This window comes from Candidatus Hydrogenedens sp., from assembly GCA_035378955.1.
Lineage (GTDB): Bacteria > Hydrogenedentota > Hydrogenedentia > Hydrogenedentales > Hydrogenedentaceae > Hydrogenedens.
The window spans coordinates 1-25,815 of sequence record DAOSUS010000042.1 but is presented as its reverse complement, the minus strand read 5'-3'; the positions used below and the strand labels follow the sequence as shown (position 1 = coordinate 25,815).

The following is a 25,815-nucleotide window of genomic DNA, read 5'->3' as shown; positions in this document are numbered from 1 at the left end:
AGAAATAACTCAGAAATTAAACGAATACCCTACAATAGACATTGTTCATATTAGTTTATGTGGGAATGATATTAATGTTAACTGGAAATATCATTATTCTTGGGAACAAACGAATGCCATAATTGACACCGCTGTTCAGCATTTGAGAAATGTTATTCAGCATTGTTTAAATGTGCGTCCCAATATTCGTGTTGCTATTTGTGGATATGATTATTTTGAATATATCCGAAGGGTATACATGGGGAACATATACAAATCCTTTCAATCCCTTTGATGTAACCATTTATGTTGCAGGTGTAGAGCAACCCACGCAATTAGCACTATGGGTTTGGGAAGTGGTGCCCGTTATTGTTTTTAACCCTCAGTACCCATGGTTAGGTTGGACAACCATTCAACAGGTAGGAGAATACCAGCGTCATGTGAATGATGTGTTTATCGAACTTGAACGACGTAAAAAAGACTTGGCACTAAGTATGGACCGCGTTGCCTATATCCACAGTTTCGGAACTATGCAGGCGCTTAGGGGAATCCCGAGTTTAGGGATTGGACAAAACTATGCTGTTTTACCTCAGGGAGCTAATGAAGGATATGGCAACTTCCCTGGCGGCTATAGAGATTTGTTTAGTCCTCGTCAGGCTATGGGAGCCAATAACAAAAATGAGTTAGACCCCATCCATCTAAATGCACAGGGCTATGTATATCTTATGGAAAATGCTGTGGCTCAGGTTTATGGGGCATGGCTAAAAGATTCAGACCCACCTTTTGTAGATGCTATTCAAATAATATCAGATAATCCCCCAGCGGGCGATACAGTTGCGTTTCAAGTAAAATTTTCAGAAGCAGTTCGAGGGGTAGATGAGAGCGATTTTCGATTGGATGTTCGCGGAGATGTCCACGGAGCAGAAATTCTTCGTGTGGAAGGAGGGAATGATTTATATACGGTATATGTTTCAACACCTTCAGGAAATGGTTCGTTGAGTATCGACTTGGTGGATAACGATACAATATATGATAATGTCTGGAATCCTCTGGCAGGTATGGCAGATGGAACATTTATTTATGGGGCATATTATATTATTGGCACAGGAGCCGGTGGGGGAGGCGATGTTCCTAGCAATTGTCCCCTTTTACCCATTCTGGATGAACAAGGAAGTGTTTTGTATCCTTATTTGGGTGTATTCTGGGAATTTGGTGATATTGATAACAATGGGATGATCGATGCATGGGAAGTAGGTCCTTTAGCAGAGGTATATTGTAATCCGGGTCATCCTCTTCATTCGGAATTGCTAAATGCATATAACACAACTTTGAGAGGTATCCGTTCAGAACCTGCGTATGCCAGCCTACTTCAACCCGTAGAACATCTGGTGACTGCTCTTTTATTATTAGATTCTTCCATGTGTTCCACCGTTAAGAATAGATTGAGTGCCGTTTTGACAAAACCTTATATACCCTTTGTTATCAACCGTTTCGGAATATGGATAGAACCTTTTAATCCCAATACCGATATTGATTTAGATGGGCTTAGCAATCGGCAAGAATACCGGGAAGTAATGGATGCGGGATTGCCTTTCGCTACTCGTGAAAATTATATTATAGCTGTGCTTAATCCAAAGTGTCCGCAGGGAATTAAATCCGAATTCGCAGCATCGTTGAAGTATCTATATGAACTTTCTATTAACATTCCCCTGATGGCTCCTATATGTCTTGTCTGTAAAGACCCCTATACTACAGATTTGGATGGGAATCGGATAATTGATTATGCTCAGGCTTTGCTTGAGGATTTGATTTTAGCCTGCCAGACAACACTCCACTATGATATCGTTGCCAGTGCTTATATTCATAATAATGTTGCCGTTAAAGTATATCTAAATCGGCTCTGGGATGGATTATCAAGGAAATATTGGAATTTACCTGTGGAACAAGGTATCGGTTTGATTGTAGATTTAGGTAAAGTCGAAAAAGCCATGACGGGGTTATTAACATTAGGAGAACCATCAAGTCTTGCTGCTGTGAAAGCAATATTTGACAGTGCTAATGCCTACTTAAATCCAGAAGACCGTATTGATGTAAATGTGGCAGATTTCAATACAAGTGCAGCTACAGTTTTAGGTGCTATCGGGGATGCAGATAATGATGGCGTGTGTAATCTGTCTGAATACAATGCCGTCCCTCATGATTTAGCAGGATTGGCTCACTTTGTTGCAAATGCATTAAATCCATCGGTTCGTAATAATGGTGGGGGCTGCGATGGAGTGGAATCAAATAATGGCGAAGAACCGACGCAATGTCCGTTATTGTCCATTATTGATGTGGAAGGGCAGGCTTTATATGCATTGTTCCCTGAATTAGGCTCCTGGGCTAATGGGGATTGGGATGGAAACGGAATGAAAGACAGTTGGGAATCGGCTCTTCTGGCGGATATTTTATGTGATAACGCATACTATTTGAATTATCCAGCACGACAAAAGTATACAGGAAATCTTTACCGATTGAGAGGGGATACCAAATACTCAATTATTCGTGATTATGAGCATGTATTGGCAATTCTTATGACCGTTAGCCAGAGTCTTGCGGATAAAATCACAAAGACTTTAGGTTTATCGGGGTTTTACTATTCATTTAAGATGCCTCCCGTGGACGGTGAGGAATCCTGTGGTCCCGGTGGAGACCCTGATAATGACCAGTTGTCTAACAAAATAGAGTATAACTATGTAATAGATAAAGGGGGAACGCGGGGAGATTATGTTTACCAGGCAAAAACTTCTGCAGGAGGTTTCAATGTTGACCGATGTTCGGGATTATGTGAACCGAACCAGCCTATCTGTGCACCTGTGGATTTTGATTCGTTAATGAGAACATTGCAAAAGCGTATACGGGAACTGGGTTTCGAATCTCAATTAGGAGGATATTCCTTTGACCCGGGAAGCACGGATATTAATGGAGGATATGACGAGCAGGCATTGATAATATTCCCTAACGGAATTCTGGATAGTGACGAATTTGCCTTAATCAATTTTTATATGACTCGGGCAGAATTAAATCCTATATCTCAACAGGTATGTGATGGTTGGAACCGCAATGTTTCGCAAATGTATAGTGATTTGGGTGGAGCCTCCGGTCTAATCAATACATTAGCACCGGAGTTACATAAAATTTTAGCAGCTTATATGTTATTAGGAGATAATAATTCTATAGCTGTCCCTATCAAGGCAATGACATCCGCGGCAAATGCCCAGGGCATTAACCTCGGAGTGCGGATACCGAATTTATCAAATTACACCCGATTACCTCACATCTTTGCTTATGATGCGGACCCGGATGGAGATGGGTATTCTAATTTAGAAGAATACCAATGTTTCCGTTTGCGTAGCCGTTGCTGTTACTTGCAGGGAGCAACCCATTCCGATTGGTATCCTTCACCCGGACAGTGTATTGAATTGGAAGGAGAAGGGACGGAAGAAGGAATTCAAGAAGGATTCGTAGAAGGAGAAGGGATTGAAGAAGGAATATTTGAAGGAGAAGGAACTTTAGAAGGTATAGAAGAAGGAGAGCCTATTAATCCATGTTCTATCGAACCTTGTTCTATTTCCTGTAGCAATACAGAGCCTGTTATGTCTGGGTTTGAGTCCGCATTAATAGCCATTTATCAGAATCCATTGGTCAATAAAGATCCTGAAACTTCAGATTTAGATAATAATGGTATTATTGACCATATCCACGCGAGACTTGTTGATACGGTTCTTGAAAATCCATCACTTCCTATACATTGTTGTGTCCGTTCTGCATACGAAATAAATCGAATACTAACAGAAGAATGGGCGGACGAGGTGCAATCTGTTCAACCTGCTTTATTTTTCCTTATTCCGAGGAATATCGCGGTTCGAGCCATCGCAGGACTTATGACTTTAGGTGAAGAAGCAACCATTCGTATTATTACAGACCAACTTGAAAATTCAACTGTGCCAATTCCTGTTCCGGATATAGAATCCTTTGACCGTTCTTCAGAGAGATTTCTGGCTTTTAATGGAGATGCAGACCTAGATGGAATTTGTAATTTGGGGGAATATAATGCAATTGTTATGGGAGGAGGCGATCCAGATATATTTATTGCAAATGCATTAGATAATGAGATAACCAACGATGGAGGAGGATGTCCACCTTGCGAAGAAGGCGAAGGAATTACGGAAGGAATGTTGGAAGGAATTCATGAGGGAATTACGGAAGGGATATTAGAAGGCATATCTGAAGGAGTTATGGAAGGAATATTAGAGGGCGTTTCTGAAGGAGAAGGAGTTTCTGAGGGAAATGGAGATGGAGAAGGTCTTCCCACAGAAGGAGAAATTGAATGCCTCCAGTATTATCCTTTTGATACTCCTCTACTTATTAATGATGCGGAAAAAGTAACCTCACATATTTATGTTGATAAAGACTTTATTGTAGAGAATGTGGAAGTGGGTGTTTATCTAACTCATGAAGAATTAGGTCAAATAACGATCTGGTTAGAATCCCCCCGTGGAGATAGAATATATCTTGCTTCTCGATTGGGTGGTTTATCCAATAGCAGTTATGAAAAAGTGATTTTTGATGATACAGCTGAAAGTTCAATTAGTGAGGGAATACCTCCCTATCAAGGAAGATATAAACCTTTTCAATCTTTATCCCCGTTAATTGGAAAGAGTAGTATGGGGACATGGAAATTGGTTACTTTTGACTGGGTAAGTGGCAAAAAAGGACGACTTTTAGAATGGCGACTGGTATTTAATCGCTCCTGCGAATTCCAATGGAATAGTGGTAATAATGATGGGCGAATATGGCATTCTGCCGATACGAATCATGATTGGAAAATACAGTTAACAGAACTTTTAAGAGTGATACAATTTTTCAATTCAGGAGGCTTTCATGTGGAGCAAGGTACAGAGGATGGTTACGCCCCTGGTCCTATAGGTTTAAAGGAAGGTTATCCGCATCATAGTGATTACAATCCACAAAATTGGATAATAGAACTTGGAGAATTGTTAAGACTCATTCAATTTTTTAACTATCCAGATGGTTATTCGCAAATGTCCAATAGTGAGGATGGATTTACTCCAGGTAATATAGGCTTGCGTCCTAATCTCAATTAAATAGAGTGAGTTCTTTCTGACAGATCTTTTCGTAAGGTAGGATTAATAGTTATATCCAATCAATGGAGGCTTTGATTAAATTATCTTCTGTATTGGCAACCCTTTCAAAGGCAATCTGTGTTTGTTCGGGTCGGAAATGATGGGTCAATATACGGTCGAAATGGATTTTTCCCTGTTCGATTAGTTTGATGGTTGTAGGGAAGTTATAACGGAAGCGTCTGCACCATTGAAGTTTTAATTCGCGTCTTCGAGCAATACTAACAGGTATCGGGTCATAATCTTTCCCAGAGATACCGACGAGTATAGAGCGACCTGTGGGTCGTGTTCCATAACAGGCGATAGCAATCCCCTCCGAACGATTGGTGCAGTCAAAGGTAATATCAAAGTATCGGTTATTTGTTATTTCCCGAATCCAGGAAACACTTTCTTCAATATTGTTTTTTAAGGGGGCTATGAAAGTTTCATGTACTCCCAATTGTTTGGCAACGGCAGTGCGATGAGGAATAATATCAATTCCAACCACCTGAGATACTCCGCTGATGAGCAAAATTTGTGCTGTTAGCAAGCCAATAGAGCCTAATCCGACAACAAGTGCCGTTTCGCCGGGGTGAACGGATGCTAACTCTACTGCATGTAGCGCAACGGCAGTAGGTTCTACTAAAGAAGCGATAGGTGCGGAGATGGATTGGGGCACAGGAAAACAATATTCCGCAGGAACGGCTATATATTCAGATAATGCACCATCACAACCCGGTCCCCCAAAAAAACGCATATTAGAACATACATTGTAATGCCCTGTCTTGCAAAAATCACATACCCCGCAACCGATACCGGGTTCGACCGATACCCGTTTTCCTAAAAGATATTCGTGCTTTGTTTCTTGTATCTCACAAACAATCCCCGCAAATTCATGTCCCAAAATAAGAGGTGGTGTAATGACCTGCTCCCCAATTCTCCCTTCAAGGTAATAATGGATATCCGACCCACAAACGCCGACGGATTCCACCTGAATAAGAACTTCACCTGATTTTAATTTCGGTTTGGGCCTTTCAATAATTTCTATTTTACGCGGACCAAGCCAGCAGGCTGTTTTCATTTTCTTTACTTCTTTTCCTATTTATCGTATTACATTGAGTATAATTTCAGCACGTTCGGCAATATTTACAATATGGTCGCTAACGCGTTCTAAATGCCCTAAAACATCTAAGAATATAACGCCTGCTTTCACAGAACATTCACCTTTATCTAAACGATGAACATGATTGTCCGTAAATTCATATATAAGTTCCTGAATTTTTCCACCCGTAAAAATAGATTTATTTGATGCATCCACATCATGCTTTTCAAATGTCTGGTAGAGATATTCTAATTGGACATTTAACTGGCGTTGTATTTCTCGAATTTCATGAATAGCCGAAGGGGTCAAAGTGAGGTCGTTCTGTTTAAAGATATTATATAATTCTATAAACGATTCGGCATGGTCTCCCAATCGTTCTGCATCGTTTACAGCGTGGATTAGTGCAGGTATTAGTTTTGATTCTGCAGGTTCCAGTTCCTTACGAGACAATTCAATAAGATACTCTGTTATATCATGTTGCAATCGGTCAATAAGTTGTTCTCGTTCCTGAATCCGTTCAATGAGATTTTCTTTCCCATCACAGAACAAATCACAAGCATCGTTTAACGAATTCTGTCCTTTACGAATCATATAGGTTACTTCTTTAACAGCCTGTTCTAAAGCAATAAGAGGTGAACCGAGCAGTTTTGGTTCTAAGTATTCCAGCACTGTTTCTCGGTCTTCGCGTGTTGCAGGGATAATTAACATACAAAGTTTGGCATGTAAATTCACAAAAGGTAAGAATAGAAAAGCATTTATAATGTTAAATAAACTGTGGGCATTTGCGGCATGACGCACAATATTTTCTGGATGTTCTGAAAATACATTTCCCGGTGTAACCCAATCTACAAAACCTAAGAATAAAGGTTGATGATTCCACCATGGGAGAAAGAACAATCCAAACATAATCAGTGTTCCTACTACATTGAATAAAGTGTGCGCGATAGCGGCACGTTTGGCATTTCGATTGGCAGAAATGGCTGCGAGATTGGCAGTTATTGTTGTTCCGATATTATCACCTAAAATAATCGGGACTGCCGTATAAAAATTGATTAGTCCCTGAGCACATAAAGCCTGAGTAAGCCCTACCGTAGCACTACTGGACTGAATAATACAAGTGGTAATTGTCCCAATTAAAATACACATAATTGTAGGACCGATAGGCATCACTCCGTTTGCATTTGGTGAGCAATCAAATTTATGGAACCATTGTATAAATTCGGGACTGTATTTTAAAGGTTTTAGCACATCAGTCATAATATTTAGTCCCAAAAAAAGTAATCCGAAACCGAGTATTGCCTGTCCAAATGCTCGAACCTTTGTATTTTTAGGAACGAATAACATTACAAAACCAACAGTAATTGCTGGTAAAGCCATAGTTTCTAATCGAAATGCAATTAATTGGGCTGTAACCGTTGTTCCGATATTGGCTCCGTAAATGACACCGATGGCTTGTTTCAACGAGATAAGCCCTGCATTTACAAACCCCACAGTCATCACCGTAGTGGCAGACGAAGATTGCACGATGGAAGTGGTTATAAGTCCTGCCAAAAGTGCAGCAACACGGTTTTGGGTTATAAATTGTAAAATGGCTTTCAATTTTCGGTCTGCGGCTAACTGTATTCCCGAAGACATCTGCGTCATGCCGTAAATAAATACCGCCAAGCCACCCATTAAAGCAAGAAGTAAACCCCATTTATTCATACCCATTACTTTGAATTCCAAGGAGCGGGCATCAAATCGGTCGCGAGGAGTTACATTGGGACGCGTATCACGAATTTCAATAGAGGCATAGTTTAAACCTGTTTCTGTTCCTAATTTCCATGAGGTAATCGCTTTTCCCTCACTATCCGTAACCATATACGAGTTTTTCATGGATGCCCCTTTAGAGGAGCCTTCGGCTCGGAAAAATACCTCAACACCTTGGGCAGGTGTCCCATCACTGTTTACTAAACGAACCCCAAACGCATCCACTGTGCCACCGGCAACAGTTTCTTTTGTGGATAGTATCTGTTCCACACCTCCTATGGCTCGTAGTCGTGCAGGTTTTACATTTGGGAACTCAGGTAAACTTGCTTCTATCCATATATCTCCACACCAATTTCCTAATTTTAGAGTTGCACTGGCAGAACCCCCGGCATCTGTAATGACTTCCTCCGTAGGGGCGTTGGATTTTGTAAAAACAGCACCTGTGTCCGGATTTACTACCTTGAATAAAACACGCACTCCCCCAACACCCGAGCGACTTCCCTGACTGTCTAATATCCCTTTGCGTATAGCACTTTCCACTGTAATACGAAATGGTTTAGGTAAAACTTCATTATGGAGACCTGTCTGATGATTTCCACTCGCATACTCATCGGGAACTATCCTATCGGGGACTAAAGGTCCTGAATCACAGCCAGATAAAAAGAATAAAAAGAGAAGTGAAGAAATTATAAAAGCACAAAGGAGATGGGAAGTTTTTTTATGACACATAAAATGGCTCCTGATTAAAAATTATTGAGCAGAAAAGAAACCAACCGCATCCCACACGGAAGCATTTCTACTCTCATTTCCCAAGGATATAGAGTTTTCAATTACTTATTCCTTCCCTGTAGATATTTTAATAAAATAAGCAGGAAATAGTCAATTTTTATAGTATCAATACAGAATAAAAAGGAGAATGAATTTTATTGAATTATATAGTTATGAACGAGATAAGAGGAAAAGAATACGAATTTAGAGAAGTAAAGGAAGTATTCATTATATATTTGTGACACTTGTATTTTTTGTGATTTGCAAGTTTTTATATACATGGTTACATTATTCAAATACTTTTTCGTCTGTTTGATCGGCTTGTGGGGCATCAAGTTCAACATTGCGGGTAGATGTTTCTGAAGCGGTGCGGAGGCATTCTTTATACCATTCGTTTTGAATAATCAAGTCCATAATTTCATTTGTTCCGACCCATATCATGGATAAACGAATATCGCGTACAATTCTTTCTAACGGGTAAATATTCGTATAACCGATACCCCCCAACACCTGCATACAATTGTTCGCAATGGTCCATGCGGATTCTGTAACGAATTTTTTGGTTTGTGAAATCATGCGTCGCACACGACCGTGATGAACTTTTCCCGAATCTACAGCCCGTGCTGTACTGTAAACCATAGCACGAGCGGCATCCAGGAGCATAACACTATCCGCAACCTTAAAGCCAACAGCCTGAAAATTGGCTATAGGTTGCCCAAAGGCTTTACGACGGGATGTGTATCTTGTGGCAATTTCAATGGCAGGGCGAACTGAACCAACGGTCATGGCAGAGGTGCCTAATCGTTCGGGTATCATATTCTGCACAAATACATCAAAGCCACCGTTTATCCCGTTTAATGCATAGCGTTCTGGTACTTTTACCTCGTTTAAAATTAATCTTCCGGCACCACCACCCCGAACACCCATAAGACCATACAGATATTTTGTTTCTACCCCTTTTGTTCGTGGAATCATAAAACAGGTTAATCGTTCATGTTCCTGGGCTTCAGGATTGGTAACGGCATAGACCATAAACCAATCTGCTCCTTCTGCCCCAACAATGAACCGTTTTTGCCCGGTGATAACCCAATCTCCACCTACTTTTCGTGCCTTAGTCGTTGCACCAAAGAAATCAGAGCCTCCCCGTGGCTCCGTTAGACATTCAGCCGCACAAACTTCTCCTTTAAGCAAGGGAATAACTATCTCTTTTTTTAATTCTTCATTACCAAATTCAACAATGGCTTCTGCCACAATATCACCACCTACACCCCATAGACAGGCTAAGGAATAGCTGGCAACTCCCACTTCTTCTGCAACAATAATATCATCTACCCATTTTAATCCACGACCTCCGTATTCCTTCGGAATGCGGATTCCCAAAAGATTTCGTTTCCCTGCTTCTTTTAAAAATTCTCGGGGAAATTGTATTTTTTCAGCATCCATATCCAGGATAAGTTTCCGCGGAACCCACTTCGCAAAAGCCCGTGCTTCATCACGAAGTTTCATTTGTTCTTCGGTTATCATAAAATCAAACATTTTTAAGCTCCTTTTATTTTCCTGTTATTGCAAAGTTTTTTTCTGCTATATCTTTTATAAATTGACTTACGCAAGCAAATATTTCATCGCTACCGGGACCATTGAGAATTCCATGTCGGGTTCGATTAAACAGGACCAGTTTTTTCTGTTCTGATGAGATAGATTGGAAAATGATATTAGCACTGTCTGGATTTACTGTTGTATCATTGGACCCCTGAATAATCAGTGTCGGAATAGTTATCTGTGGAAGCACTTCCTCTGTTTTTTCCATTAACAATCGAAGTTGCTGTAGTCCGGCAAGGGGATTTTTTTGATAATTAATATGGGGATTTTCCGGATGATGGTCAAAGAGTTCCCAGCCACTACCGCCAAATTTTTTAAGCACTAAATTAAGTGTAGAAATGGTAGGTACAAGGTTGATAGCGTAATTTTGCAATTTTAATGGAGCGGAAATACTAATAACCCCTTCAATGTTTTTTTGCTTATTAGCGGAGGCGGAAAGAACGAGGCAACCACCTGCAGAAAAGCCACAAAGAAAAACTTTTTCACATCGGGCATGCATACAGGCGATACCTCTATTTAAGGCAGAATACCACTCTTCGTAGGAAGAACGAGCCAGGTCCAATGGAGATGTTCCATGTCCTTTTAATCGAACCCCATATACAGAATAACCTTGTCGATATAAATAATCGGCTAATGCCCGTATTTCCATTGGTGCTGAAAGATACCCGTGCGAAAGCACAATACCTATGCGTGAGCCTAATACATGCCGAAAAAACGGTCTCCCAACATTTGCCTCTTTACTCCATTCCTGATGGAACGAACGCATGAAATCCTCTTCGAAAATGGCTACATCTTTATGATAAAAATTCCTTGCCGTTTTGTAGGAAAGTATGAAATTAGGTGTCCATTTTATTTTTCGAACAATATCCGTTTCTTTATTTGAATTCCCATCAGGACAGGAGAAAAACGAGTGTAATACCGCCTGGGGTTGTTTCCAAAAAGAATATCGGGGTTTTATAAAAATACCTTCAGGGTAGTTTTTACATAAACCCTGTTCCTCAAAAAAAACAAGGATTTTATCCCATGCAGAAAAATTTTCTCCTGTGGATATTCTTTCATGAATGGCTTTAAGCGGTTCGACAATCGGGCTATTTTGTGTCTCAATAGTCGCCTGTAATAAGCACAAGAAACGGTTGCGAAAATTTTTCCAGGAATATCGGACTGGAAACAGGTTGGTGATAAGTCGGAACAATAACAACTCAAAATCAGGGGAACTTTGTTTATAAAAATTATCAAATAAATCCTTAAAATCTTCCCCAGAAGCAAGGTTTTTCAAAGGCTTTGAATATTCCAGCAAAACAACTTCTAAAAGATGATTACTATCCAGCACGGTATCTTTAATATTTAATTCTTTAAGCACTCCATAGGCTAATTCTTCATAGGAAATTCCACAAATGTTCTCTAAGGGATTTTCGCTATAAACGGAAGGATAGAAATGAGATTTAAATAAGTAATGATTTTTAATCGATTGGCTTTCTGTAGGGAATAACGATGTATATTCTTCAGTTATTTTTTTTAACAATTCTTCATAAGATAGCAAACCTAAATGATATTTTAGCCCTTGTTCTTTGGAAATAAACCCATTGCGTGGAAACCATAGAAAACAGGTATCTTTCTGTTGTAAGTCGGTTGACCAATTTTGAAAGTCATGAAGGAGGTTATAACTATCAAGTCCCCTCTGAGTAATGTAATTTCCTAATGGAGTATCTATTAAATCTGTAGGGACAATTATCTTCAACTTCTTTTGAAATTTATTTGTAAACAGGATAGGTAATAAAAAAAGTTCAGTAATTGTGTAATATAGAGGGATAATAAGTGTTTGTGACTGTTCAGAAAATTTCGGTAAAAACGGGATATAACAATTTGTATGGAAATATTGTTGACCATACTGCAAAGCCCATGGCTTTAATGTAAAGACAACCCAATTATATTTCTGATTGCCCTGCACCATCATATATATAAATACCTAAAGACTGAATTAGGGTTCAATTGTCAATGACTTATCATGTTTCTTTAAGCCCAAATGTTCATCAAATTCTTGATGTATTTTATCTATTTCAATGGCATTATACATGAGCAATCGCTGGAGGTGTTCAACACTGTCCGAATCAATCTCTTCGAATCGAATACCCATACCATCGGCTTCAATACGAACCACAAAACCTCGAATGTCTAAGGACTCTTTTTCCATTGTACCAGAAAGATACAAATGCACTCGCACGGGTGTATCTTTTGGAAAAGTTTTTTCAGTGCGAAACCATAAGCCCTTCATGCTGATATTTTCCGTCTCTCCTTCTAACAGGATACCATTAGCGAGACGCACTTCGGCTTTCAGGCATATATTACATCGTGTAAATTCTCGCAAATCTTGTTTTTGCGACGGCTCTTTTATTACGGGTTTTTTTTCTTCTTTCCCTTTCTGTTTGGGCATGGTTTTATCTCCTACATAATAGGCATTACAAATTTATTTACCACCTATCATAATATCACAAATGAATATATATTTCATCAGAATTATTATGAAAAATGATTTGTTAAAAAAACATATAAGTATGACTTTTCAAAATCCAACACCAAAGCCCTGTTTTATTTTTTATTAAGATAATCACACCCTGTTTATTAATAAAATAGAATTAGCTGTAGACTTTTTTTATACATAACAAATGAAATAGTTATCCCCTTATTCGTTTCATTCTTATATACAAGGGTAGTCATTTAACCCTCAGGAATTTCCCTGTTCTCCTCATGATTTATTTTTGTCATATTTTGTGAAAAGCCAAAACTGATAGAAAAACCTTCAATTACAGCAGTAAGGGCTGTTTTGGGATTAAGAAATTCTATGAGCGGTGGATTGGAATAGTCTTTCTGTTCTTTAATAGAAACATAACAAAGAATGGCAGAGATAAAGCACAATATACTACTGATTATAAAACTTATCTGAAAGCCGAACCAGGAAAGATGATAAATGACCTGACCCGCTACAATAGGAGTAATGCCTAATGCCAGCCCCGATGTAACTGTCCATAGATTTGTGTAGGGAATGCGTTGATTTTCAGGCACCATATTTAGCATGGCACGATGTATGGATGTCCAGAAGGCAGCGGAAAAAATGGTTATTAAAACAACTAAGATAGGAACCAGATAATAAACCCACGGGTATCGAGGGATAAATTCAACAAAAGGTATTACTAACAATGCATGACATAGCAGTGCTCGAAGTATAGCAGGAGAACTTCCAAATTTATCGGAGTATCGTCCCCATGCGGGTGCCGTTAACATAATAAACAGACTACCTGAGGAACTTATAATAAGAATACTCCTTTCAGATAACTTTAAAATATCTCTCAAATAAAGGATGTAAATAGAACTAAACCAGTTAGTCGCACTTAATGCTAAAAATGCAGGAAATAGGAATAAAAGATATGTTTTATCTTTGAGAACAGGACCATAAGGGCGGTAAAAATCTTCCCATCGAATGATTGCCTTTTGTCCCTTCCCTCCAGGAACACGAGCCATCCAGAATAGGCTTAGCAATCCTCCCAATATCCCAACCGCATAGATAACAAGAAATTGTTCTACTTTCGGGCTTTTTCCTAAAAAGAAACCCTGTGAAAGCAAGATGGCTACATTTACAAGTTGGACGGTGCCTGCTTCTGCACTGAAATAAAGCCCTCGTTGTTCGTAAGGAACAACCTCGTGTAGCCATGGTAACCAACCTCCTGCACCAAAAGCCCGAGCCAAACAGAAACCCAATGTTAGTGTAATTAGTAAAGCCCAACCTGCTTTATCTCCAAATTGAGCAATAACAAATGGCATGGCAAAGATAGGTAACATAATAAGATTTCGTATAAGCCAGGTATACAACATTAAATTTTTAGGTCCGATGCGTGTTACAAGGGGGACCATAAAAACAGCGAGTAGTGTTGTAAAGGGCAATAGGGATATAAGAATACCGACACGGTCTGCGGGCATTCCAATAGTACGGGCAAATAGAACCATAGCCGGTCCTACTATACATTGCCAAGATATAACATTAAAAGAAGTAAAAGCCAGATATTTCCGTGGTGCTGTATTCAATTCTATAACAGCACGGACTATGGGTATCTTACGAATAAGGGATAACAAGTGCATATATTAGGATAACTTTATAAAAGTATCAAGGGTATATTGAAATTGAGAATCTGTAATATCTCGATGAAATACAACTCGAATACAATCCTCACGAACAGCATTAACAAGGATATTCTTTTCGCGTAATGTCTGGACAAATGAAGGTGCATTTTTAACCGTTATAAAAAGGATGTTTGTAGGTGACGGTAGAGGGAAAGACCCGCCTTTTTCTTCAAGAACTCTACGAAAAGTGGCAGCACGCTCGTGGTCCTTTTGCAGGTCATCGATATGATTCTTTAATGCATATAACCCGGCAGCTGCAAGGATTCCTGCCTGTCTCATTCCTCCTCCCAATAATTTTCGGAATTTGCGAGCCTTTTGAATAAATTCCCGAGAACCACAAAGAACAGAACCTGCAGGAGCACCCAGCCCTTTGGACAGACAGAAGTTTATTAAATCACAGGGTTCGGCAAGGTATCGGGCTTCAATATTGCAGGCTATAGCAGCGTTAAATATCCGTGCTCCGTCACAATGCAATTTCATACCCAGTTGGTGACATATTTTACCGATACGAGACACTTCTTCATAATCATAATAAGCACCACCTCCCCGATTTACCGTATTTTCAATGGATACTAAAGTTGTCGGGGCACGATGTATATCTTTGCCTGAATTATGGCGAGCACGAATATCCTCTTCAGAAATTTTTCCAAGTGTGCCTGGAACAGTCAAAGGTAATATATTCGCAATACGCGTTATCCCACCTACTTCATAGTGAATGGTATGAGCCTGTTCTGCAAGAATTACAGCATCACCGGGGTTGGTTAATGTCAAAAAAGCAATCAGGTTGGACATAGTTCCACTGGGATTAAATAAACCGGCTTCTTTTCCTAAAAGTTCTGCTGAATATTGTTCTAATTCGATAACGGTTGGGTCTTCACCGTAAACATCATCGCCCACCTCTGCTTTGGCCATAGCCTCTCGCATGCCGGGAGATGGTTTCGTTACGGTATCACTACGAAGGTCAATGAACATATAAAGAACTCCTGAAAAATTAAAATTAGGGGAAGATAGGCTATCAGGACATTATTATAATAAACTGAGGGAAGGATGTTCATTTGTTGATTTTATACCTGACTTGACAGATAAAAAATACCCTCAACAGAAACCTCTCACTTTACTATTACCTGATTTCTACCCTTATTTTTCGCTTCGTAAGTGGCATCATCGGCGCGTTTAAGCACATCCGTCGGCGTTTGGTCTTCAGGCGATACCGTCGTTATCCCTGCACTGAGAGAAGTATGGATAGAATAGTTTTCATATCGAAAAGTTGTTGTTTCTACCCTTTTCCGTAGTTTATCTGCAACCACTAATGCAGAATTAGCATCAATACCCGGAAGTATTAAAGCAAATTCTTCGCCTCCGTATCGTGCAAGAAAATCAGAAGCCCGTTTTTCTTCATTTAACAGAGAAGCGACCGCACGAAGAACACGGTCTCCTGCAAGATGTCCATAAGTATCGTTTACATCCTTGAAATGGTCTAAATCCATAAGAATAATGGAAAATATATGTCCATATCTTTTATAACGGGCAAACTCTTCATTTAATCTTTTATCAAATGCAGCCCGATTATTAACCTGTGTCAGGAAATCTGTATTTGCATCACGGGATAACTTTTCTAAAATTTGTTCCTGTTCCTTCAATTTGTTTTGAGCATCATCAAGTTGCTGCTGGTAACGGCTGGTAGAATTCTTCATTGTTTCGACTTCCTGAAGCAAAAGCCGTTCTACCTGTTGGATGGTCGCCAATGTTTCCGCTTTCCTCAACTGGCTTGCATGTTCATCTAAATTGTTTCCATACCTCATTGCATCATCAAGCAGATTTTGAACATGTGTTTCTAAATTCTTCAATAGACCATGCACAACCAATTTTGTCTTTTCAATCTCTCCGTTTGCTTTTGGAATATCTTCTTTTTTTATACCGGATGGCTCAGTAATCGAACTATTGGTTGTAGGTATACTAACATTGGCAAGTTTTCGCCATAGCCAGAGCCACAATCCAATAACTAAACCTAACCCCGCCAAAAAAACGATAATTAAAACAAGCTCTATACTCATAGTTGTAAAAGTTTTATATAACTATATCATAATTTTAATTACATTGTATTAAATAAATATCCCCAGATGAAAAAATCATCAGATATTGGGGATATTATAAATTCAAGAATAACACGATTTCAATATTCAAAGTTCCCGTGCCAGGGGATAAATGCAGACATACCTTCATAAGTATGTATTTGATATAAAGTTCCATCAAAAGAATATTGTATGGATAGTTCAGATAATTTATCCGATGGAATATCCGAAAGATAAGTAGGTATCAAGTATTCCAATGAAGGAGGATAGGAAGCATTATCCAGAGCATACCATTCAATAGCCAGAAACAGACGGGACATAAAGAGTGTTGTTTGCACATGTCTCTTGTGTTGTTCTTGTTCTGTGCTTGGTGGATAGATAATTTTTCTCAAATCTTCCAGAGGAGATGTATTCGTATCGGAAGGGTTTGTTTCATCAGGTAATTTTAAGAATTCATTCCACTTTGATTGAATTTCTGCCTCCGATATTTTATCCAACCATTCCTTTTCTTTTGCTTCCTGTAAGAAATTTAGCAGACCTTGTTTTAATACAGGAATTGTAGGGAACTCTGTTTGAGCCCAGATAGCAATTTGGCGGTATTCGTTATATTTTACTGTGTATGTGTCACGAGTAATCTTTTCTGCCCGTTCTATAATGGACATTCCTTCACGAAATTGTTGGGGTGTGAAAAGGTGCATTCGGGCAAATTCGCGTAGAGCAATTCCGGTGCTCTCAATAGCAAAGAGGGGAAGGTGTATAAGTTTCCCATAGACTTGTTTCTGAATAGATTCGGCAAATTGCAGAAGACCGTTAATATCTGAAATTAAGTTTTCAGAAGGTTGTCGGCTATTTAAGAGTATGTTCATTGTAAATAGTTCAAAAAAGTTCTGAAAAGATTCTATCGGGAAAGGAGATTCTCCGAGAATTGTTGAAGAAGGGATAATTCCTCGTTCATAAGTAACACCGGAACGCCAGGTTTGAAAACTTTCTTGAAAATTAGCAAAAGTGTTCATAATATCATCGGGAATTGGATTAGCAGGTCCTGCGAGCAATAATTCCCATGTTGGCTGGAGTGTTGATAAATCCATGTTCGGTAAAGCCTCTACCGCAAGCAAATAATAAAAAAAAGCATCTGTAGGCGAAAAATCACGGGAAGTATAATAAGAAATTTCCTTCAATTTTCGTTGTTCATCATAACGACTATAAAGCAATTGGAAAAATTTTTTATTCAAGTCTATGGAAATTTCTTTCGTATCCTCAGATGGAGGGATGTTTTGTTTCGATGTGTTGTTGGGGTTTGCAGGTAATGGAGATTGCAGCGGGTTATTTTTTGCCTCTTTTTCGGGGGGAGGGGGTATGGAAGGTTCTTTATCTAAGGGGGTATTGATTGCAAGAGGCGGATTTGTAGGGGTCTTTTCTTTTCTATTTAGAGAAATGATAAAGAGGAACAGTAAGGAAAGGGTAACCGTTGCCAGAACTACAGAAGCAATAATCGCAATAAGTTTTTTCTTTTGTTTCCTCTGAATTTTGGTGTTAGGCAACTGTGGGGATAATGTTTCCTGTAAAAGAGATAATATAGCCTCATTCAATTGAGCGGGACAGGGTTCATACGCATTGGTAATAAGGAGTTGATTAAGTTGGGCAATGGTGAGATTGATTTTTACCAGATTTAGCCCTCTTCGTATATGCTCTATCCCTTTGGCTATACGCTCTTCAATTCTTTCACGAGGCTGGCGAAGATGTGTTACGAGATTAGCAGGCTCCTGCCCTTCGAGAATATGAAGAATGATGGGATATGAAAATTTTTCAGAAAGGTTTGCAATCAGCACATCTACTCGTTTTTTTATATCGTTCCAAGAAACGGTTGAGAGAATTTCAGCGGGAAACGGCAGGGATTTTATTATCGCCATAGATTCACGAGTCGCTTCACGATGAAGAAATACCGCAATGGGAACAGGAGGGAGATTGTCGGATTTCATTAACTTCTGGAAACAGGACTTGGCAATATTTAATGCGGTCTGCTTATCATTCGTTAGACGCAATGCAACCCCATAGACCATTCCCCCATGTCGGGATATGAGTTCTGAAAAGGCATGGATATCCCGTTGCCGTATCCATTGGTCAAGACATTGGTCATCGGATAATTGCATTGTTATTCCACACTTTCTTTATATATTCAAATTGTTTATTTATTGTATCGAAAATCATACAAAAACCCAAATGAAATAGTTGTCTTTTTTTACAGCCCTAACTCAATTTGCAATTTCTGGAGAGAAAGCATTTTGTCACGATATACAGCAGCTTCTTCAAAGTCCATTCGTTCTGCACAGTCAAACATCAATTGGCGAAGTTTTTCTATCTCACGGGGTATATCTTCAGGTAATACATTATATTCTGCGGTTGCTTCAGCCACTTTAAGTTGCTTGCGTGTGCTTTTTGTTTTCATCTGCGGGACAATATTCGGTATAGGTTTTTGTATCGTTCGTGGGGTAATTTTATGCTTGCGGTTATAAGCCAATTGCTTTTTTCTACGTCGTTCCATTTCACGGATAGCCCGCTCCATAGAAGAAGTGCGTTGGTCTGCATACATAATGACTTTCCCATGAATATTCCGTGCCGTTCTTCCGCAGGTTTGAATAAGGCTTGTTTCAGAACGAAGATAGCCTTCTTTATCTGCATCTAAGATAGCAACCAGCGAAACTTCGGGAATGTCTAACCCTTCGCGTAACAAATTAATGCCAATTAATACATCAAATTCGCCCCGACGCAAATCACGAATAAGCTCAATTCTTTCGAGTGTATCTACATCGGAATGCATATACCGAACTCGCAGGCCAATGCGTCGATAGTATTCGGTTAATTCCTCTGCCATCCGTTTGGTAAGTGTTGTAACGAGAACGCGTTCCCCTTTTTCAATGCGTTTTTGGATTTCATCCAGCAAATCCTGTACCTGATTTTGTGCTGGACGAACTTCTACCTCCGGGTCTACCAGTCCTGTAGGACGGACCACCTGTTCCACAACTACTCCACCTGCTTCCTGAATCTCAAATTCCGAAGGTGTGGCACTAACATATATAACTTGATTTATCCGCTCCATAAATTCATCAAAGGTAAGGGGACGATTATCCCGTGCCGAAGGTAAACGAAAACCATAAGCAATCAACTGGTCTTTACGGGAACGGTCTCCGTGATACATGGCACGCACCTGCGGTATAGAGATATGACTTTCATCAACAACCAGTAAAAAATCCTCTGGAAAATAATTAATTAGTGTATAAGGAGGTTCTCCGGGCATTCGTCCATCCAGATGTCGCGAATAGTTTTCTATTCCCGGACAATATCCTAATTCGCGAAGCATTTCCATATCATATCGCGTTCGTTGTTCCAACCGTTGAGCATACAACACCTGATTTTCTGCATACAGTTCCTTTAATCGTTCGTTGAGTTCATGTTCTATACTATGGATAGCATGTTCCAAAGCATCCTGTGTTGTTGCATAATGACTGCCCGGGTAAATTTCCACATAGCGTAAACGGCGATAAGTTATACCCCGTAAAGGGTCAAATTCCGATAGCCCATCAATTTCATCGCCGAAGTATTCAATGCGGATGGCCCGCTCTGTTTCATAAGCAGGAAAAACATCTACAATATCACCCCGAACACGAAAAGTCCCTCGATAAAAATCTACATCGTTTCGACTATATTGCATAGCAACCAGGGATGCTAATAATCGTTCACGAGGCATTTCATCACCAGGATGAAGTTCTACCCGCATTTGGCGATAGTTTTCCGGTGAACCAATACCATAAATGCAGGATACGGAAGCAACAATAATACAATCACGACGGGTTAAAACGGCTCGTGTAGCGGAATGACGCATCTTATCAATTTCATCGTTGATAGAGGCATCCTTTTCTATATAGGTATCCGTTGTAGGGATATACGCTTCGGGTTGATAATAATCGTAATAACTAACAAAGTATTCAACCGCATTATGAGGAAATAACTGTTTAAATTCTCCATATAATTGGGCAGCAAGGATTTTATTCGGAGCTAACACCAATGTAGGACGATTGACCCGTTCAATCACATTCGCTATCGTAAAAGTCTTTCCGGAACCCGTTACCCCAAGCAAAACCTGACTACGAACACCCGCATTCAGACCTTCTACCAGAGAGCGTATTGCCTCTGGCTGGTCACCAGACGGTTGAAAAGAACTGACTAATTGAAATTTATCCATATTAAATTTTGAAATGACCTCATATATTTCTATAAATTATAGAACATATTTTATAAAGAAACTATTTTCCTAACAACAAAGTCTTTAAAACATAAATATACTTGGCGAAACAAACAAAAAGGAAGGGAATATGGCAAGAAGTAGGTATGGATTAAAAAGTATTCTAAGATTGTGTCTGCTAACCCTCTTATTATTAGCCCTTTTTTCTCAAATTATACCTGTATATAGCGACGAAAAAGCATCGGCACAGACATCGGATTGGTTTGTTCCAAAAATTATTGAAAACCCAGAGATAAAAGAACTGGATAAAGAAGGAGCAGGCTCATTATATCAAGTGGGAGACTCAAAATTATGCGTACTGAAAGGGTCGTATTACGACATGGGTGTCCAACAGGGTCGCTTATTGGCAAAAAATATTTATCATGTGTTTAAGACAGGATATATTAAGAAAGCCTTATGGGACCGTGGGTATACGCAGGATTATGCTTATGCACAATCCGCACGAATGGTAAAACATATTCCGGAACGATTTCTCGAAGAGGCACGAGGTATTATAGATGGATTGAAAAAAGCAGGGATAAATGATATCACTATGGAAGAACTTCTTTTAGGAACAACTGTTGCGGAAATTCTTCATTTTCCACCTAATAGCCCTCCTGAAAGTGGAAAAGGCTTTTCCCCTGATTCTCCTGAAGTGCATGCGGTAAGCAAGACCGATTTAACTTCAGGACCTCAATGCACAAACTTTTCATTCTGGGGAAAATGGACAGAAGACGGCAGGATATTGCATGCTCGTAATCTGGATTGGAGTTGTCAGCGGGATGCACAGGATGATGCCGTTATCTTTGTATACCATCCAACAGATGGTATTAAGCCTTATATGCTGATGGGATGGGCTGGCGGATTAGGTAGTCTGACAGGTATGAATGCCCATCAAATATCCGTTGGACAGGCAACGCTTCCTAATTCCAATAGCACCTTTGATGGTCGTCCCTGTTTTATTACTGTGCGGATAATGTTAGAGCAAGATACACTGGAAAAAGCCGTAGATGTAGTTCTGAAAGGACCCGAAAGTACGGGTTGGAATTATACAATTGCCGATGCAAAAACAAATACCGCAAGATGTATTGAATCCGACCCAATAATTAAAAATGTTTATGGTCCTGATGACCCGAAAGAAAATGATGAAACAAAACATTATGGATTACCGGATATGATACGACGCACCAATCATCCTGTAAGTAAAGAAGGATTGGTCGCATTAGCCAAGCGCGTCGGACCCTTGATTAAACCGCCTATACATGTAGAAACATGGGAACAGTTCAAACTGGTTCTATTCCTGTTTACCAATCACAATACTTACCAGCGATATGATTGGTTAGGCAAACAATTCCAGTCTCAGGAAGGGAAAGGTCCTATTACTATTCAAACAGCAATGGAATGGCTGGCAAATGGACCTGTTCATAACCCCGAGACACTTCATTCCTGTGTGTTCGACCCCAAAAATCTGATAATCTATTCATCGGTAGCAGGAAATAACCCTGTGGTTACTGCTTCCCATCGTCCTTATACAAAAATTGACTTGAAGCAGTGGTTTTAAAATACAAATACAACATACATTCAGCATGTTTCTCCAAAATGTGTGTTTCCTCCAATTATTTAATCTTACCTTCCTGGCTATTGTTTGTTTATTGCAAAGATATAAAATAGAATGTTTTTTAATATTAGATTTCATTTATAAATTTATATACTAAAATTTTTAAGTTTTTTTATTCGATTGACAAATATTTAACAATTTTGTTGAAATAATATAAAAAAATTTCTTGTTATGTGCAATTTAGTTATAAATAATTAGTTTATATTGTAATTTTAAGTGCTTAATTACCATTAAGTTACAGTGTATTTATAGAATAAAAAGAAAAAATAAAAAAATAATAATGCAAAATAATTATAATTGTGATATAATAGTTATTATATTTTTTGGAAAGGGAATTGTACCTTTGGTAGATAAATTTTTCCATTTATGTTTAAAAATCTAATTTAAGGAGCTATGTCTATGTTGAAAAAATTTTCTAAACCGTTATTAAAAAATCGCATAGGAGTGATAGGTTTATTTTTAATTCTATCATCTCTTATAATTGCAAATGTCGGTTGGTCTGCAATCCCGATTGATAATATTGTGGATTTGCAGAAAATCGGAAATGACCCGGAGTATCCAATAAACGGGTCGTATGAGTTATCGCAAGATATTGATGCGAGTAGCACGCAAACATGGAATGAAGGGGCTGGTTTTCAGCCAATAGGTTCGTCATCCAATCCATTTAGTGGCACTTTGGATGGTAAAGGGTATCATATTTCTAATCTATATATTAACCGTCCTTCGGAAGATTATGTAGGATTGTTCGGCAGGGTAAGTAGTAGCGGCAATGTTTTAAACTTAGGTCTGGAAAGTAATTTAGTTATTGGTAAAAATTATGTTGGAGGGCTTATCGGTTCGAATGAAGGCCGTGCAGATACTTGCTATGTAAATGGCTCTGTATCCGGTACAAATAATGTAGGTGGACTTGCCGGTAACAATACAGGGACTTTGAACAAATGTTATTCTACAGATACAGTTGCCGGTGAAACGACCGTAGGTGGTTTGGCAGGGAGAAATGCAGGAACAATCTCTCAATGCTATTCCACGAGTAATGTATCAGGGACATCCGCTGTAGGTGGTCTTATTGGTACAAGTGCCACATGGAATGCGTCCCTGCGGAGATGTTATGCAGCAGGGAATGTTTCAGGAACATCCAATGTAGGCGGACTTATTGGAAGTATGTCCTGGGGTTGGGGATTTGAAACTTATTCTGTAGGCCATGTAAGTGGTTCTTCAAGAGTAGGAGGTCTTATAGGATACCGTTTCTTCCTGGCATTTATGTTTATGAGTTATTGGGATAAGGAGACATCAGGTCTTGCCACATCGAGTGGTGGAACGGGCAAAACAACAGAACAAATGAAGCAACAATCCACATATACCAATTGGTCTTTTGGAACCGTTTGGGGTATTGTTCCCGGAGTAACCTATCCCTACTTTATCTGGACACATCCCGTCCCTAATCTATTAGGTTTGACTGTGGAAGAAGCAGAAAGTGTCCTCGTTAGCACGGGCTATGTTTTGGGGACAGTATCCGAACAATGTAGTTTTACAGTGCCTGCTGGATTAATACTTATACAGCAGCCATTCCCCGGACAATATTTAGAACCGGGCAGTCCTGTAAATGTAACTATATCTACAAGACCCTGTCCACCCAATACAGTTCCTAATGTTGTAGGATTAAAACAATCCGTTGCTGAGAATGAAATAGTTGCTGCGGGATATATTGTGGGAACAATAGAAGAACAATGTGATAATACTATTCCTGCAGGCTATGTTATAAGCCAGGAACCTGTCGGAGGTGAGGAATTAGAACCTGGTAATGCCGTGAATATTGTGGTATCGTCAGGTTCGTGTCCTGTTACAGTGCCGAATGTTGTAGGTATGACCGAAGAAAATGCAGATGTAACCTTAGTATCCGTAGGATTATTCTTGGGTATAGTAACAGAACAATGTAGCGATACGGTTCCACAAGGTAGAGTTATTAACCAGAATCCAGTGGCAGGAGCACAGGCTATTCCGGGAAGTTATGTTGATGTTGTAATATCTTCAGGTCCTTGTGGAGAAGGTACCCCGGAAGGCACCCCTGAGGGAGTTGAGGAAGGCATAGTAGAAGGAATTCCTGAAGGTATCCCTGAAGGCACCCCCGAAGGTGTAGAAGAAGGAGTTGTTGAAGGTATCCCTGAAGGCACCCCCGAAGGTGTAGAAGAAGGAGTTATTGAAGGTATCCCTGAAGGCACTCCTGAAGGTGTAGAAGAAGGAGTTGTTGAAGGTACTCCTGAAGGCACTCCTGAAGGTTCTGTGGAAGGAGAAAATGTAATTGCTCCAAATGTCGTTGGACAACCCTTTGTAAATGCAGTATTCACGATAAATAATGCTCAATTGGTAGTTGGTGTGATTAATGAGGTTTGCACCGATGAATATCCATTTGGCGTTGTTATTGCTCAGGAACCTGTGGGTGGGTCCATAGTTGAAATCGGTTCGATGGTCAATTTATGGGTTTCTATAGGTCCCTGTCCGCCAGAAGGAGAAGGAAGCCCCGAGGGAACACCCGAAGGTATAGAAGAAGGAATTGTTGAAGGCACTCCCGAAGGCACCCCTGAAGGGACTCCTGAAGGGACTCCTGAAGGCACTGTTGAAGGTATTCCTGAAGGTGTAATTGAAGGAGAAGGAATCTCCGAAGGCACTCCCGAAGGCACCCCTGAAGGGACTCCAGAAGGCACTGTTGAAGGTATAGAAGAAGGTGAAGGAGAAATAATAGGAAGACATAGTGCAGACCAGGATAACAATAAAAGAATAAGTTTTACTGAACTGCTTCGTGTTATTCAGTTGTTTAATTCCTGGGGATATCATTGTCAGGATGGAACCGAAGATGGCTTTGCCCCAGGTGCTGGTGGAAACACCTCTTGCACTCCGCATACCTCCGATTATAATCCTCAAGATTGGAAAATAGGTTTCACCGAGTTACTACGGTTGATACAAATCTTCAATATCGGTGGCTATCATTATTGTCCGGGAGAAAGTGAAGATAACTTCTGTCCGGGACTATAATGGGTTAGATATTTAGAATTGCAGTTTGCAGGGACTTATAAATTAAGTCCCTGCTTTTTTTATTTTTCATATGGGGAATTTATGGGACGCATGGGACAAATGAAACATAGGAGATATTATAGGTATTAATGTAGCACACACATCCTTGTCTGTGTTGTCTTCTGTATTTGCCCTTCCCGTAGCTGAAGCGTCCCCGCTTCGGGGATTTAATTTTACACCCTCATAAAAATAAAATATCTTGTAGGGGCGATTGACCCATCGCCCTATTCGTGTATTCTGTTAAA

14 protein-coding genes are annotated in these 25,815 nt (G+C 39.6%); 4 read left to right on the top strand and 10 right to left on the bottom strand.

The window, feature by feature from the left end; all coding sequences use genetic code 11:
- Both PLA12_09420 and PLA12_09415 read left to right on the top strand, forming a co-directional pair.
- Positions 1 to 274 (top strand): hypothetical protein (locus PLA12_09420; protein HOQ32719.1); only part of this gene is annotated, 274 nt, incomplete at its 5' end.
- On the top strand, positions 216 to 5,126 hold the full coding sequence (locus PLA12_09415; GenBank protein ID HOQ32718.1) for a proprotein convertase P-domain-containing protein: 4,911 nt from the start codon (positions 216 to 218) through the stop codon (positions 5,124 to 5,126). The genes PLA12_09420 and PLA12_09415, both read left to right, overlap by 59 nt.
- A 49-nt stretch (positions 5,127 to 5,175) precedes the next feature.
- Here PLA12_09415 and PLA12_09410 read toward each other — a convergent pair whose 3' ends face one another.
- The 10 genes from PLA12_09410 to uvrB all read right to left on the bottom strand — a co-directional run bounded on the left by PLA12_09410 (position 5,176) and on the right by uvrB (position 20,844).
- Positions 5,176 to 6,222, bottom strand: a complete 1,047-nt coding sequence (locus PLA12_09410) for an alcohol dehydrogenase catalytic domain-containing protein (GenBank protein HOQ32717.1) — start codon at positions 6,220 to 6,222, stop codon at positions 5,176 to 5,178.
- A 21-nt stretch (positions 6,223 to 6,243) separates the two neighbouring features.
- Positions 6,244 to 8,721, bottom strand: coding sequence for a Na/Pi symporter (locus PLA12_09405; protein HOQ32716.1), 2,478 nt, complete (start codon positions 8,719 to 8,721; stop codon positions 6,244 to 6,246).
- A 327-nt stretch (positions 8,722 to 9,048) separates the two neighbouring features.
- Positions 9,049 to 10,296 carry an acyl-CoA dehydrogenase family protein gene (locus PLA12_09400; GenBank protein ID HOQ32715.1) on the bottom strand — a complete coding sequence of 416 codons (1,248 nt, stop codon included), beginning with the start codon at positions 10,294 to 10,296 and terminating at the stop codon, positions 9,049 to 9,051.
- 13 nt (positions 10,297 to 10,309) lie between these two features.
- Entirely contained in the window at positions 10,310 to 12,313 is a 2,004-nt protein-coding gene (locus PLA12_09395; GenBank protein ID HOQ32714.1) for an alpha/beta hydrolase, read from the bottom strand.
- 24 nt (positions 12,314 to 12,337) lie between these two features.
- On the bottom strand, positions 12,338 to 12,790 hold the full coding sequence (locus PLA12_09390; GenBank protein HOQ32713.1) for a PilZ domain-containing protein: 453 nt from the start codon (positions 12,788 to 12,790) through the stop codon (positions 12,338 to 12,340).
- A 284-nt stretch (positions 12,791 to 13,074) separates the two neighbouring features.
- Positions 13,075 to 14,490, bottom strand: a complete 1,416-nt coding sequence (locus tag PLA12_09385; protein HOQ32712.1) for an MFS transporter — start codon at positions 14,488 to 14,490, stop codon at positions 13,075 to 13,077.
- 3 nt (positions 14,491 to 14,493) lie between these two features.
- Positions 14,494 to 15,504: a GntG family PLP-dependent aldolase gene (locus tag PLA12_09380; protein ID HOQ32711.1), complete on the bottom strand. Its 1,011-nt coding sequence runs from the start codon at positions 15,502 to 15,504 to the stop codon at positions 14,494 to 14,496.
- Between the two features lie 137 nt (positions 15,505 to 15,641).
- Positions 15,642 to 16,586, bottom strand: a complete 945-nt coding sequence (locus tag PLA12_09375) for a diguanylate cyclase (protein ID HOQ32710.1) — start codon at positions 16,584 to 16,586, stop codon at positions 15,642 to 15,644.
- A 119-nt stretch (positions 16,587 to 16,705) separates the two neighbouring features.
- Positions 16,706 to 18,754 carry a hypothetical protein gene (locus PLA12_09370; protein HOQ32709.1) on the bottom strand — a complete coding sequence of 683 codons (2,049 nt, stop codon included), beginning with the start codon at positions 18,752 to 18,754 and terminating at the stop codon, positions 16,706 to 16,708.
- Positions 18,755 to 18,843: 89 nt separating this feature from the next.
- The gene (uvrB, locus tag PLA12_09365) at positions 18,844 to 20,844 is read right to left on the bottom strand and encodes an excinuclease ABC subunit UvrB (protein HOQ32708.1); all 2,001 of its coding nucleotides are present in this window, start codon (positions 20,842 to 20,844) and stop codon (positions 18,844 to 18,846) included.
- A gap of 130 nt (positions 20,845 to 20,974) precedes the next feature.
- On the opposite strand from uvrB, the gene PLA12_09360 reads away from it, so the two are divergent.
- Both PLA12_09360 and PLA12_09355 read left to right on the top strand, forming a co-directional pair.
- Positions 20,975 to 22,444: a C45 family autoproteolytic acyltransferase/hydrolase gene (locus PLA12_09360; protein HOQ32707.1), complete on the top strand. Its 1,470-nt coding sequence runs from the start codon at positions 20,975 to 20,977 to the stop codon at positions 22,442 to 22,444.
- A 456-nt stretch (positions 22,445 to 22,900) separates the two neighbouring features.
- Positions 22,901 to 25,531, top strand: a complete 2,631-nt coding sequence (locus PLA12_09355) for a PASTA domain-containing protein (GenBank protein HOQ32706.1) — start codon at positions 22,901 to 22,903, stop codon at positions 25,529 to 25,531.
- Positions 25,532 to 25,815: the final 284 nt, after the last annotated feature.

What these genes read in the sequence shown, in the direction of transcription:
- PLA12_09410 (HOQ32717.1), bottom strand. Translation starts at nt 6,222, where the DNA reads ATGAAAACAGCCTGCTGGCTTGGTCCGCGTAAAATAGAAATTATTGAA.
- PLA12_09405 (HOQ32716.1), bottom strand. Translation starts at nt 8,721, where the DNA reads ATGTGTCATAAAAAAACTTCCCATCTCCTTTGTGCTTTTATAATTTCT.
- PLA12_09400 (HOQ32715.1), bottom strand. Translation starts at nt 10,296, where the DNA reads ATGTTTGATTTTATGATAACCGAAGAACAAATGAAACTTCGTGATGAA.
- PLA12_09395 (HOQ32714.1), bottom strand. Translation starts at nt 12,313, where the DNA reads ATGATGGTGCAGGGCAATCAGAAATATAATTGGGTTGTCTTTACATTA.
- PLA12_09390 (HOQ32713.1), bottom strand. Translation starts at nt 12,790, where the DNA reads ATGCCCAAACAGAAAGGGAAAGAAGAAAAAAAACCCGTAATAAAAGAG.
- PLA12_09385 (HOQ32712.1), bottom strand. Translation starts at nt 14,490, where the DNA reads ATGCACTTGTTATCCCTTATTCGTAAGATACCCATAGTCCGTGCTGTT.
- PLA12_09380 (HOQ32711.1), bottom strand. Translation starts at nt 15,504, where the DNA reads ATGTTCATTGACCTTCGTAGTGATACCGTAACGAAACCATCTCCCGGC.
- PLA12_09375 (HOQ32710.1), bottom strand. Translation starts at nt 16,586, where the DNA reads ATGAGTATAGAGCTTGTTTTAATTATCGTTTTTTTGGCGGGGTTAGGT.
- PLA12_09370 (HOQ32709.1), bottom strand. Translation starts at nt 18,754, where the DNA reads ATGCAATTATCCGATGACCAATGTCTTGACCAATGGATACGGCAACGG.
- uvrB (HOQ32708.1), bottom strand. Translation starts at nt 20,844, where the DNA reads ATGGATAAATTTCAATTAGTCAGTTCTTTTCAACCGTCTGGTGACCAG.
- PLA12_09360 (HOQ32707.1), top strand. Translation starts at nt 20,975, where the DNA reads ATGGCAAGAAGTAGGTATGGATTAAAAAGTATTCTAAGATTGTGTCTG.
- PLA12_09355 (HOQ32706.1), top strand. Translation starts at nt 22,901, where the DNA reads ATGTTGAAAAAATTTTCTAAACCGTTATTAAAAAATCGCATAGGAGTG.